Origin of the sequence: Paenibacillus sp. PAMC 26794, assembly GCF_000316035.1 — a bacterium.
Taxonomy (GTDB): Bacteria; Bacillota; Bacilli; order Paenibacillales; family Paenibacillaceae; genus Paenibacillus.
This window is the reverse complement of the sequence record NZ_ANHX01000082.1, coordinates 14871-27810: the sequence shown is the minus strand read 5'-3', so window position 1 is coordinate 27810 and position 12940 is coordinate 14871. Positions and strand designations below refer to the sequence as shown.

General features: G+C 39.7%; 10 protein-coding genes. All 10 read right to left on the bottom strand.

Annotated elements, in window-relative coordinates:
- Positions 1 to 27: 27 nt before the first annotated feature.
- Complete coding sequence (locus D829_RS0126760) at positions 28 to 936, bottom strand: YitT family protein (protein WP_017691997.1); 909 nt, start codon at positions 934 to 936, stop codon at positions 28 to 30.
- 132 nt (positions 937 to 1068) lie between these two features.
- Positions 1069 to 2182 (bottom strand): peptide chain release factor 2 gene (prfB, locus tag D829_RS0126755; RefSeq protein ID WP_152417157.1). Its coding sequence is split into 2 segments (ribosomal slippage): positions 1069 to 2109 and positions 2111 to 2182, totalling 1113 coding nucleotides; the frame shifts between segments, so codons are not numbered across the junction.
- 242 nt (positions 2183 to 2424) lie between these two features.
- Complete coding sequence (gene secA, locus D829_RS0126750) at positions 2425 to 4929, bottom strand: preprotein translocase subunit SecA (protein WP_017691995.1); 2505 nt, start codon at positions 4927 to 4929, stop codon at positions 2425 to 2427.
- Positions 4930 to 5717: 788 nt separating this feature from the next.
- Positions 5718 to 6281, bottom strand: coding sequence for a ribosome-associated translation inhibitor RaiA (raiA, locus tag D829_RS0126740; RefSeq protein ID WP_017691993.1), 564 nt, complete (start codon positions 6279 to 6281; stop codon positions 5718 to 5720).
- A 421-nt stretch (positions 6282 to 6702) separates the two neighbouring features.
- Positions 6703 to 6900: a cold shock domain-containing protein gene (locus D829_RS0126735; protein WP_017691992.1), complete on the bottom strand. Its 198-nt coding sequence runs from the start codon at positions 6898 to 6900 to the stop codon at positions 6703 to 6705.
- A 283-nt stretch (positions 6901 to 7183) separates the two neighbouring features.
- Positions 7184 to 7927: a glycosyltransferase family 2 protein gene (locus tag D829_RS0126730; RefSeq protein WP_017691991.1), complete on the bottom strand. Its 744-nt coding sequence runs from the start codon at positions 7925 to 7927 to the stop codon at positions 7184 to 7186.
- A gap of 79 nt (positions 7928 to 8006) precedes the next feature.
- Complete coding sequence (locus D829_RS0126725) at positions 8007 to 9089, bottom strand: glycosyltransferase family 2 protein (RefSeq protein WP_017691990.1); 1083 nt, start codon at positions 9087 to 9089, stop codon at positions 8007 to 8009.
- Positions 9086 to 9685 (bottom strand): hypothetical protein, encoded by a 600-nt coding sequence (locus D829_RS0126720; RefSeq protein ID WP_193748510.1) that lies wholly within the window; start codon positions 9683 to 9685, stop codon positions 9086 to 9088. The genes D829_RS0126725 and D829_RS0126720 overlap by 4 nt, the downstream gene beginning before the upstream one ends.
- A gap of 154 nt (positions 9686 to 9839) precedes the next feature.
- A complete protein-coding gene (locus D829_RS32690) occupies positions 9840 to 11387 on the bottom strand; it encodes a CDP-glycerol glycerophosphotransferase family protein (RefSeq protein ID WP_017691988.1) in 1548 nt (515 codons plus the stop codon).
- Between the two features lie 41 nt (positions 11388 to 11428).
- A complete protein-coding gene (locus D829_RS0126710; RefSeq protein ID WP_017691987.1) occupies positions 11429 to 12883 on the bottom strand; it encodes a CDP-glycerol glycerophosphotransferase family protein in 1455 nt (484 codons plus the stop codon).
- Between the last annotated feature and the right edge of the window lie 57 nt (positions 12884 to 12940).

Sequence of the window (12940 nt, the reverse complement as noted above, 5' to 3'; positions counted from 1 at the left end):
CGGCTCACTCACTAGTTTTCAACCCGTTCACACATGTTCTCCCCGCTTAAAACCTTCACCAAGCACTTCATGCGCGTTACTGATAATAACAAATGCTCCCGGGTCCACAGACCGGATCAACGCTTTAAGTCTTGGTACCTCATTTTGCCCAACCACGACCATCAGTACCGTTCGTTGATCGTCAGTGTAACCGCCTTTGGCTTCCAGTTTCGTTAATCCACGATCCAGATCATCCAGAATCACTTTGCTAATCGCTTCTGTCTGGTTGGAGATAATATACGCCACCTTGGAAAAGCCTAGGCCCATCTCAACGGCATCGATCACTTTACCAGTAACATACAACCCAATCAGCGCATAGAGGGACTGCTCCAATGACAATACAAATGCAGCCATAATAATAACCGTAGCATCCATGATGACTACACACAATGAGTAACTAAGTCCGCTGTATTTCTGTACGATTCTGGCAAGAATGCTCATGCCACCTGTTGATCCTCTACCTCGATACACAATTCCGATACCGAGACCAACGCCAATTCCTCCATATAGTGAACCAAGTAGCGGATTGGTTGTTGGAATGGCCCAATCCTTCGTGAGATAGACTAACAGTGGCAGAACAATGCTGCCCAATACTGAGCGAACACCATACTGCTTGCCAATGAGCAGGAAACCCGCAATCAAAAGTGGGATATTAATTGCCCATTGGGTGTATGCCGGCTCCAGATTGAGCCACTCCTTGCCTAGGATCGATAACCCGGACACTCCACCCGAAGCGATCTGATTCGGTAATAAAAATAAATTAAAGGCCACTGCGATTAAAAACGAGCCTACAATGATAGATACCGTATCCACGACGTTTCTCCATGGACCATTAAGGGGAATGAGGCTGGTTAACCTCTTTTTGCGGTTATTATGAAATTGTGATCGTTGTTGCATGTTCTCGTGCTCTCCTTTTATGTGACTGATCAGTTGTTCGCTCATTTTTTCTATCCTATATAATTATTCAAAAAAAAGCTCCCGTATACACCAGCATACGCCTACACGTATGGGTCCATACAGGAACTTAGTTTAATCGGTTTCTACTTTAATCTGGCTACGCAAATAACCATCGATGAATGCATCGAGGTCGCCGTCCATTACTGCTCCTGTATTTCCTGTCTCCACGCTTGTACGGTGATCCTTTACCATACTATAGGGATGGAACACATAGGAGCGAATCTGGCTACCCCATGAAATATCCGATTGATCTCCTCGGATTTCATCCAGCTGTTGTTTTTGCTCTTCATTTTTACGCTCATACAATTTCGAACGAAGCATCTTCATCGCCCGCTCACGGTTCTTGATCTGTGAACGTTCATTCTGACACGTTACAACTACACCTGTCGGAAGGTGGGTAATCCGCACGGCTGAGTCGGTGGTATTGATATGCTGTCCACCCGCGCCACTCGCACGGTAGGTATCAATCTTGAGATCCTCTGTTCGAATGTCCAATTCAATCGTATCATCAATCTCAGGAACCACATCACATGATACGAAGGAAGTATGCCTACGGCCCGATGAGTCAAAAGGAGAGATCCGCACCAGTCGGTGTACACCCTTCTCGGCTTTCAGATAACCATAAGCATTGTGCCCCTTGATCGATAGCGTGACGCTCTTGATCCCCGCCTCATCTCCTGGCAGATAATCCAGTACCTCAACCTTGAAGCCACGCTTCTCGGACCAACGTGTGTACATCCGGAGTAACATCTGTCCCCAGTCCTGTGACTCGGTACCACCTGCCCCCGGATGAAGCTCTAGAATGGCATCCATCTTATCATAAGGCTGGTCCAGGAGCAGCTGAAGTTCGAACTCTGCCACCTTGCTCACGATCGCTGTGACGCTTCTACCGATCTCTGCAGCAAGGTCTTCGTCGCCTTCCTCGTCAGCCAGTTCTACCATCATCACCGCATCATCATAATCCTGTTGGAGCTTCGCGTATTGATCCACAGATCCCTTCACCGCATTTAGCTCAGCGATTACGGATTGCGCCTTGTCACTATCGTCCCAGAAATCGGGGGCAGACATCTTCACTTCGAAGTTGCCGATCATCTCTTGCTTCAGATCTAAGTCAAAGAGACCCCCTAAGGTTTGTTAGTTTTTTGCCTATTTCACGCAGGTCATGCTTCACGTTTGGATCGATCATGTGCAATTCCTCTTTTCATTAAGATAAGCTCCCCGCATCCAGGGTATTCCTCCAGATCAAGTAAGTGATGTGCCACCCTGGTGTTGAGACTACTGTTATATCAGTATATCTCTTCCCCGTGATCATGGTCATATTATTATAACTATGCACCATTAATCGGTTTTGCATCCTTCACTTTATCCTATGGAATACCCGGCTGCAAGGAGCCATTCATGTCATTCGTGTATAGAAAAAACCTCTAACTACTCTTGACCGTGGCAGTGTTTGAACTTCTTGCCACTACCGCATGGGCATGGATCGTTACGTCCGATTTGGTCAGAAACCTTCACTGGACGTTTCTCAGCAGGTTCACCGCTTGTCGAGATCTGACTTTCCTCAACAACCGCTTGACGCTCCTGATTGCTCTCGATCTGTGCTCTCATCACATAAGTCGCTACTTCTTCTTGGATCGAAGCAATCATCTGATGGAACATTTCGAAGCCTTCGAACTGGTACTCACGCAGTGGATCTGTACCGCCGTAGGCACGAAGGTGGATACCTTGACGCAATTGATCCATTGCATCAATATGATCCATCCACTTGCTGTCTACTGCACGGAGCACAACGACTTTCTCGAACTCACGAACCATCTCTTCGCCAATTCGCTCTTCACGTGCATTGTACTTGTTCTGAACTTTCGTGAACAGGAACTCGATGATTTCTTCTGCTTCCTTACCCCACAGATCATCTTTTGTTACCGAACCATCGTCCAGCAATTTGCTGTTCATGTAATCGGCAACTTCCTGCAGCTCCCAGTTTTCCGGAATATCGTCACTACAATGAGCTTCAACGATACGTTCAATGGAAGGTTTGATCATATCCATAACGATCTGTTTGATATTTTCGGACTCCAGTACCTCGCGGCGCTGTTTATATATAATTTCACGTTGTTGGTTCATGACATCATCATATTGGAGAACGACTTTACGCACGTCAAAGTTGTTACCTTCAACGCGCTTCTGCGCTGATTCTACTGCACGGGTAATCATCCGGCTCTCAATCGGTTGGTCTTCTTCAAAACCAAGGCGCTCCATCATGTTCAATACATTGTCTGCACCGAAACGTCTCATCAATTCATCGCCGAGTGACAGATAGAATTGTGTTGAACCCGGGTCACCTTGACGTCCCGCACGACCACGCAGCTGATTATCAATCCGGCGTGATTCGTGACGCTCTGTACCGATGATATGAAGGCCGCCTACTTCAGCTACACCTTCACCCAAGATAATATCCGTACCCCGTCCAGCCATGTTGGTTGCAATCGTTACTGCACCCGCTTGACCAGCTCCTGAGATGATCTCTGCTTCTTCCGCATGGTACTTGGCGTTCAGTACCTGGTGCTTTACACCACGGCGTTTGAGCATGTCAGACAGGCGCTCCGAGTTCTCGATAGATACTGTACCTACCAGAATCGGTTGATTCTTGCTGTGGCGTGCCACGATCTCTTCTACAACGGCATTGAACTTGCCATCGATGCTCTTATACACGACATCTGCCATGTCATCCCGCTTGTTCGGACGGTTGGTTGGAATTTGAAGTACTTCGAGACCGTAGATTTTTTTGAACTCTTCTTCCTCGGTTTTCGCTGTACCCGTCATACCCGCAAGTTTACGGTACATCCGGAAATAGTTCTGGAAGGTAATCGTAGCAAGCGTCATACTCTCGTTTTGTACTTCAATGCCTTCTTTGGCTTCAATCGCCTGGTGCAATCCATCACTGTAACGACGTCCGGACATCAGACGACCTGTGAATTCATCGACGATCATAACTTCTTCATCACTGACCACATAATCCACGTCACGACGCATGATTGCATTAGCTTTCAAGCCCTGTACAATGTGATGGTTGAGAGTTACATTGGCATGATCATACAAGTTCTCGATACCAAATGCTTTCTCTGCTTTTGCCACGCCCGCCTCAGTCAACGCTACGGATTTCACCTTGATGTCTACCGTAAAGTCTTCTTCTGGAACCAGACGCTTCACAAAACGATCTGCTGCATAGTACATATCCGTCGACTTCTGAGCTTGTCCGGAGATAATGAGTGGCGTACGCGCCTCATCGACCAGGATGGAGTCCACTTCATCAATGATACAGAAGAACAATGGACGTTGAACCATTTGCTCTTTATAAAGCACCATGTTGTCACGCAGATAGTCAAAACCAAACTCATTGTTCGTTCCGTACGTAATATCACATGCATATGCATGTTGTTTCAACGCATGGTCCATACCGCTGAGGTTAACCCCAACCGTCATGCCCATGAACTCATAGATTTGTCCCATTTCCTGGCTATCCCGCTGTGCCAAATAGTCATTGACCGTGACCACGTGTACACCTTTGGACGTCAGGGCGTTCAGATATACCGGAAGTGTTCCTACCAGTGTTTTACCTTCACCCGTTTTCATCTCGGAAATACGGCCTTCGTGCAGAGCGATACCGCCCAGCATCTGAACATCATAGTGACGTTTGCCCAGTACACGGCGTGAAGCCTCACGCACGGTTGCAAATGCCTCAGGAAGAAGCTCATCTGTCGTTTCTCCCTTTTCAATACGAGCACGGTATTCGTCCGTTTTGCCTTTCAGTTGCTCATCAGACAACGCCTGAAGTTGTGGTTCCAGTTTATTGATCACATCGACTGTCTTCATTAGACGTTTAACATCACGTTCATTCATGTCGCCGAAGATCTTTTTGACAAGTCCTAGCATGGTATACCCCTTTCGTGCAAAACAGAATAGACCCCCTATTGCCGCCACGCGACACCATCGGATGGATGTTGCATCCACTTGCTCCGGGGGTGACAAACAATATAAAAAGTAATATGGATGAATCAACTCCAGGCTTGCCAAAGGTTCCTCATGAAGCTGATTCGGTATTCAAATGGATTCGGTTATTAAAAACTAGCCGAAGCCCGAGCCTTGCGAATCATGTTCATGGTGCTGTGCCTGTCATTGATTATGATTAGCGATCATTCGTTGACAATTCCTCATCAGGACAATGATTCTCTTTGCATAAATTGTAACAGTTTGTAAGAGCCGCCGCAACACGCCACGGCACACTTCTTTGAACTTCTGAGACATATCAAATGGAGTTTAAGTGCAAAAAATCATAGTCGTTAGCGGAAGCGTTCGATTGTCATGTTTCATTTTGCAGGGTAGACAGCCCTGTCAACGAATTTGGATGGTAAATTTGGATGGAAATCTCATATCCAACTCTCGAATGTAGGCGTACGAATATTTTCGTAAACATCCGAATCTGGGCGTAAACTTGTACCAATTATGAATTTTCTTACTATCTATTAGACGCAGCAGCATAGGTAATAGTTTCACCATTTTATTTCCAAAGATCATTTCCCAGCCTCTCTACGCACAAAAGAGCCCCATCCCCTAAGGGATGGAAGCTCTTGTTAAGTCTAATCCAGGACACTGCAGTTCCTGTGTTCACTATTATTAGATATTCTTATGCAAGTCCGATCCGATGATCCTGTGCGTTAAGATTAACCTTGTTCGATCAATCCGTACTTACCATCGTTCCGTTTGTAAACAACGCTAACTTCTTCACTGTCAATGTTGGAGAATACGAAGAAATTGTGACCAACCATGTTCATTTGGAGGATGGCCTCTTCCACGTCCATTGGTTTCAACATAAAGCGTTTTGTCCGTACGACTTCAAAATCATCGTCATCCGTATCCGCATCCAGTTCAGCTGTAGCTACAGTACCTGTTGGATCTTCAACGAAGAGTGTTTTCAGGCTACCTTCCTGGCGGAACTTACGGTTAATTTTTGTTTTGTGTTTGCGGATCTGACGTTCCAGCTTGTCCACCACGGAGTCAATAGATGCGTACATATCGTCGCTCTCATCCTCGGCGCGGAGCACAATGCCTTTCAAAGGGATCGTCACCTCTACCGTATGCAAACCTCTCGTCGTGCTCAATGTAACAGCACCGTCAGAGTTAAGGGGTGCATCGAAATACTTCTCGAGTCTACTCAACTTTTTGTCGACATAATCCTTCAAAGCATCAGTAACCTCGATTTGTTGACCTCGAATACTTAAATTCATAGGGCACTCCTCCTTTTTCCTTTGCCACTTCATTATAACACGAATGTAAGCGCCATGTAAAAACTCCCGGTGACCGAATAATGACATCTGTTTAAGCCACATCTGCCAACGTAGGCATAACGCCATATTTCGCGATATTTCATCATATTCAGCCATAATCGTATATTTGCATGGAATGTCTTATTAGGCGCTTGATGATGTATTTAACCGTTATTGAGCTTGCTCAATCTATTATGTAAAATGAACTTCAATCTATCTCATGAATCTATTAAATTCATTAAGATAATGTTCCTCGAATGATCCTCAAATCTCGAATCTATTGAAACAAAAAAAGACCCCGGAACGTACCGGAGTCTGATGCTAGCGATAATTCAATTTGGTAACCATCTAACCATATATGTAGGTCGGATTGTCCGGATGATTATAATTTGATTACGTTAGCTGCTTGCGGTCCACGTGCGCCTTCGACGATGTCGAATTCTACAGATTGACCTTCTTCCAAAGTCTTGAATCCTTCGGTTTGAATTGCGGAGAAATGTACGAATACGTCGCCGCCATCTTCAGTCTCAATGAAACCGTAACCTTTTTCTGCGTTGAACCATTTTACTTTACCTTGCATGCACTAACATTCCCTTCGTCATCAAATGAAGTGAACTTTTGGCCTTAACCTCTGCCCACAATTCAGATAATACCATCCAAAGTTATCCATTGTCAATTGGAAAAGTAAATGTTTTCTTGGAATTTTTTTGTATATTTATGTTGAAATATATGTAGTGTCCGGTTCAAGTCATAAACCCTTGGTAAGAGACAGTTTAATTCAATATCACTATCCTTAATCTACGCTATACAATTTCAGCTTATTATTTAAATGGCGTTGGCGATCAATAACATAATCAAATGATTCAATTTAGAGTTGTCCGCTCGTTTCGAATAAGTAGCAAAAGATCCGGATTACTAGTCTTAGACTCTGCAATATCCAGATACCTCAAAGCCTTAGAAAGATCTAAAACAGACATCTCTCTAGCCAAATGTAACCATAGTCTAGCGTTATTCTGGTTACTCTTTAAACTGGCAATCAGTAAGTCAATATTACGTTTTTTCTTGGCTTTGAGATCAATAATATTAATATCATACCCATCATGTAGTAAATGAATATCACTTGCTAAGCGTGGGATATCTCCGTAGGAAATCTGTTCGTGAATTCTATCTGTATACCTCAGGCGAGACGGAAATAGCCTCACATATCCCACAGGAATCACTTCCATGATTTCTCCAGCTACTGTGTTATCATAAATGATGTCAAACACCGCTTCTTGGCCTATCTCTTTTTGTTTCCGAACATATGAACGCACTTTAGTTTGCTCCGTAGCAGGCAGAACATCATCAGAATCAACTACGAATACCCAATCATGAGTTACTTGCTCTAAAGAATAGTTCCGTGCTGCCGCAAAATCATCAATCCATTCATAATGATATAGCTTAATATGAGGATATTTCTGAATAAATTGATTAATTATTGTAATAGTTGCATCCGTTGATCCTGTATCAACAATTACAATCTCATCTACAGAATTCACAATACTATCAAGGCAGCGTGCGATACATCGCTCTGAGTCTTTTACAATCATAGCAGCTGATACGCTCATTGAATTCGTCCCCTATTCATTTCATTGTTTTTGAAAGCAGAAAATAATTAGTTAGATGCATGAAAGGACTTCTTCTTTCTCAACAAAAAAATTTTTCCTCTCTCAAACTCTCTAATCTTTTCAAAGAGGGACCGTAATTATATTCCACTGCAAAACTATATTGCTGCATAGCTAGATCATGCTGACCGGTAGCTTCGTAGTAGGCACCCAGATTATGATGCGCTGCATAACTGCCCGTCCCATCAACCTTACCTTCAACTTCAACTTCTCCAATGGATAGAGCTCGTTGATAAAATTGCTCTATTAAAGCAAGATTGCTGCTGTAGTTACCTGGATTGCTTAAGATAAGTTCAAGCATAAATAGGGCAGCAACAAAGAAAAAATCAGCACTTCCCTCTAGATATTCATAATTATCCTCTATAACCGAAACACCTTCTTCCAAGGTACCTGCAGCTATCGTCGCATAAAGATAGTTTATGATAATTTGAGGTGCAAAGACTTTCCTGCGGTCTATAAACCGGTATGCAAATCTTAAATGAGTAACAGCTTGAATATGTTGCTGTAATCCTCGGTATTCCTTCGCTATCTGGTAATGGTAGTAGGCATCTTGCGGATGTTCTTTGATGCAATCAAGTAGTATAGGAATGTTGCGGTCACTTTTCATTTTATTCAGATAACCATCATGACTGATCTCCACTTCAAGAATAACTCTCTTCATATCCGATTGTATTTGCTCATGTACCTTGCCAGTGTACCGACACTGTTTAGGAAAAATCCTAGAAATATAGCTTATTTCAGTATTTATTATTCCCTGACTTTCAAATTGATTCTTCACCTTAACTCTACCAATTGCCGGACCTGAGTGAATAAATTCTCGGATTGTTGCTAAACAATCATTGGAGATGAATTCATCTGCATCAAGTACAAGATTCCATTCACTCGTAGACTGATCCAGAGCATAATTTCGGGCCGCTGCGAAATCTTGGTTCCAATTGTAATAAAAAATCTTTGCATTATGTTCTCTGGCAATCTGTATAGTATCATCAGTAGAACCTGTATCAACAATCACAATTTCATCAACTAATCCTAAAACACTAGCTAAACATCGATACAAAGCTTTTGATTCATTTTTAACAATCATTACCAAAGATAAAGATTTCATCGTTCATCTAATCCTTTTCCCAAAATATCAAGCAGTTTATTCTCATTTCTTAATATCTTAACGAGTTCATGATCATCTACTGAACTATCCAGTTTGTATTTTATTAATTCAACCCCATCTATATCTTTCATAATCTCAGCATGCTCTCTATCAGTGTGAGAATAATGAATCTCATATTCTCCCCCAATACTTTTATTTTGTTTATAAAAATAATTTAAGTTCAGCAGAGCTGGATCGCTGACAAGTGGTAAATTTTCCATTTCATTTTTCCAACGTAGCTCCTTGAACATTTCAAAATTATCTTTTCCTATAAATGTTTGCGGATTAAAAGTAATTACTCTCACATTATGATGATTAAGTATCCTCCCTATTATTAAACTTGCATATCCCCCCATAGAATTCCCCACTAAGACAACTTTTGTCGCCTTAGAGATTCCTATTAGTTCTTCTATATATTCTTTTAATTCAAATATATTACTTATCAAAAAACTACCTAGCCCTTTATGATACCAACATTGATCAATATCTCTTATGAATACTTTTTTGCAATTTAATTCTTGAGTAATATTAAAAAATTCGAACATGGGAACTCCCATGCCACTGTGTACTCCCTTGCTAATGCCTCCAAAAAAAACATAAAGGACCTCAGAATCTGATGTAAAATCAATAAATACTTTTTTATCTCTCTTTATCATATATTTCCTAATATATTCTCTATTCGAGCTATTTACGAAGAATTCAAATTCTATTTCAACCCACTCCTAACAATATATTTATCTCTTTTAGATGTAAGGTTGCATTTTCTCTTATTTGATTGTAGTAATTCTGGAGTGTATGATCTTGATGAACCTGACTTGTGTTGCTCAATAATTTCTCAAAATAAAACAAAGATTTTCTCAAGTCTCCCTCTAACTTATACATAAATGCTAAATTAAACAAAATTTCTATATTATTAGGAAATAAATGATTAGCTTCTCTTAATATCCATATCCCCGAGTGCAAATCTTTTCTCAAGTATGCTATTGAAGCTTTTAAAATCTGAATATCAGGATCAATTACTACTCCACTTTCCAGTTGTTTAATTAAGTCTTCCGCTTCATCTAATTTCATTTCGTTACATAAGACATTAATTTCACTTTTAATTGAGTCCTTTAATAAAACTATCTCGGCAGACTCTACTTTAAGATTTTGGTTGTTCTTGTATGCTTTACCTTCCCACAAATCATCAACCATTCTCCAAACTCGTTGCGATGAACAAGCGTCTGTGTAATGATGAATTAAACTTGATACATCTTTCCTCTGATCAGAATAATAGTTTTTCTCGTTCAAACCACGAAGCATTTGTATCTGAAGATCCTCTTGATTATATGCTTTAGGACCAGGTGCCCAGAATTCAAAAGGCGTCAACCAAAGTCCCCTAGAGTTTTCGTATTCTTCCATATCCATAGGAATGAACATAATTGGTTTATTAAGTAAGAGATAATCAATATAGATAGAAGAATAATCGGTAACCAACATATCAGTGCTACCTAACAATTCATACAACTGAACTTCTTTTTCTTCTAATTTTGTATTTGTTAGCAAATACATGTTTTCCCCAAGTAATTCAGTAACCTTAGAAGAAAACAATTCTTCTTCAAAAGGATGTAACTTTATTACCAAAACTATATTATTTTTAATTAAAAATTCCCCAAAAAGCTTTTTATCGAAATCCGAGAAACCAAATACATTATTCCAGTCCTTTAAACCATCAGACTTTTCTAGGTTAAACACTTGTTCTCTCCAGGTTGGTGCATAAAATACAACTTTCTTAGAACTGAAATCTTGGTCTAGTAGATAATCAAAGGTTGTCTTGCCTTTTAGTAAGACATCATTTCTAGGCATACCGGTAATGTGGTACACGTGCCCTGATGCTAAAAATCCTCCATTAACCATATAAGAACAGAAAGGGGAAAAAGATGTTATAGCATTGATTTCTTTGAAGTGTAGATATTGATGTTCCAATGAGTTCCGGAACGTACGATTTTTATGCTCCATGACTCGTGCAGTCTTTGGTCCAAATCCATGCCATAATTCAATATTGATTTGACCCTGTTTAGGAGTATGGGTGCAATGAGTTGTAATAACAATTTCACTGTCATCAATTTCACTATTAAGCTCAGTAAATAATTGGCTTTCTACAAGTTGAACATCGTACTTGTCCGAAATGTAGCCAGGCTTATCATTAAATAGCGCTCTATTGTTACAACCCGATTGTGAGTGAGTAATTAGTTTTATACGAGGCTTAAACTTTTGCATAAAAAATCATCCTTTATCAATTTCATTAATTTTTGAAAAATTTAATTATCAATCTGTTTTTGCTGTGCTTTTTCAAAATAATAGTCTGACATTTCTTGTCGTCCTAACTCTTGGGATATGTATCCTAAGTTGAACAAAATGTCGTAACTATTAGGATATCGAAGCCTTCCCTCTTTGAGGATGTGTAAAGCTTTTTTGTAATTACCAAGTTTAAACTGTAAGAATGATTGCATGGTGATATATTCTTCATCAATTCCAAAATGATCTCTGAATGCTTCAATTGAATTCTTTGCATTTTCAAGACTATCCTGTTCTAGCAAGATTTTTATATTATCTGTTATAGCTATTTTAAGATCATTTTGTTCTTTCGTAAGCTCCAGTTTTTCATATTGAGAATTCCCTTGCTCCCAGATTTGATTTATCTTATCCCAAGCTCTTACTGAAGCACCTGCTGTTTTATAGTGATGTAAAATATCTACAACTTTTTTACGTCCAGCATGAAATAAGTCTTTATTATCTAAAATTTTCAGCAATTCGGATTCTAAATCACCGTACAACTTAAACCTATATCCAGGAGTCCAAAAATGATATGGATAAATGGGGCTCCCTTCTAACTGGAAATTTTGATTATCATTAAATAATACAGGTTTATTTAATAGGAAATAGTTTAAATACATAGGTGTTAAGTCAGTAATTAAAATATCTAGCGTTTTTAACAATTGACCAAAATATATTTCTTGTTTTAAAAGCTGGGATTGTTCTAGTAGTAATATATTATTTTTATTTAATATTTCTTTAGTTTCTTTATCAATACATACCTCATTCTTGGTCATATCAATAATAAAGAAAAGGTTGTTCGCCTTAAGAAACTTGGAGAAAATCGCTATTTCGAATTCATCAAATTTGAAAAGTCGTTTAAAAAAATTATTCAACTCATTCTTTTTAATATCAATAATTTTTTCAAATTTAGTAGAATCAAAAGTATACATGGCCAATTTAAAATCTGTTACATGACATATTTCGAAAATCTCTATTAACTTTTCCTTGTTAATAACATCATCAAACAAAAAGTCGTTTATTGGCATACCAGTAATTTGATATTGTTCAGCGACTGCACCGTTACATGCATTAAAAATAACCGAACTAACATGAGAAGAAGAAAGTATAACATCGACATTTTTCCATTCGATATATAAATCTTCAAATTTAGTGTATTCATCTGACGGAGAGAGATTTGTATCCATCCTTTTGGAAGGACTAATAGGAAATGTTCCGAATTCCACATTTATTTGATACTTACTTGGAAGAATTACACCATTTGAATTAATAATAATATCAAAATCCTCCATATCAATATTACTAACTTCATTTTTTTGTTTTAATATTAATTCGAACTTCTCTTTTATATATGTTGGGGCTTTTACAAAAAGAGCTATAGAGTTACATTCAACAGGTTCGTTTGCAAGTAATAACACCTTGGGTCTATATTTTTTCATATTTGTTTCCTTTCTTATTTCAACTGAGTTTCTAAATTTATAATTTACTCATATCTT

What these genes read in the sequence shown, in the direction of transcription:
- D829_RS0126710 (WP_017691987.1), bottom strand. Translation starts at nt 12,883, where the DNA reads ATGAAAAAATATAGACCCAAGGTGTTATTACTTGCAAACGAACCTGTT.
- D829_RS0126720 (WP_193748510.1), bottom strand. Translation starts at nt 9,685, where the DNA reads ATGGGAGTTCCCATGTTCGAATTTTTTAATATTACTCAAGAATTAAAT.
- D829_RS0126730 (WP_017691991.1), bottom strand. Translation starts at nt 7,927, where the DNA reads ATGAGCGTATCAGCTGCTATGATTGTAAAAGACTCAGAGCGATGTATC.
- D829_RS0126760 (WP_017691997.1), bottom strand. Translation starts at nt 936, where the DNA reads ATGCAACAACGATCACAATTTCATAATAACCGCAAAAAGAGGTTAACC.
- raiA (WP_017691993.1), bottom strand. Translation starts at nt 6,281, where the DNA reads ATGAATTTAAGTATTCGAGGTCAACAAATCGAGGTTACTGATGCTTTG.
- D829_RS0126735 (WP_017691992.1), bottom strand. Translation starts at nt 6,900, where the DNA reads ATGCAAGGTAAAGTAAAATGGTTCAACGCAGAAAAAGGTTACGGTTTC.
- D829_RS32690 (WP_017691988.1), bottom strand. Translation starts at nt 11,387, where the DNA reads ATGCAAAAGTTTAAGCCTCGTATAAAACTAATTACTCACTCACAATCG.
- secA (WP_017691995.1), bottom strand. Translation starts at nt 4,929, where the DNA reads ATGCTAGGACTTGTCAAAAAGATCTTCGGCGACATGAATGAACGTGAT.
- D829_RS0126725 (WP_017691990.1), bottom strand. Translation starts at nt 9,089, where the DNA reads ATGAAATCTTTATCTTTGGTAATGATTGTTAAAAATGAATCAAAAGCT.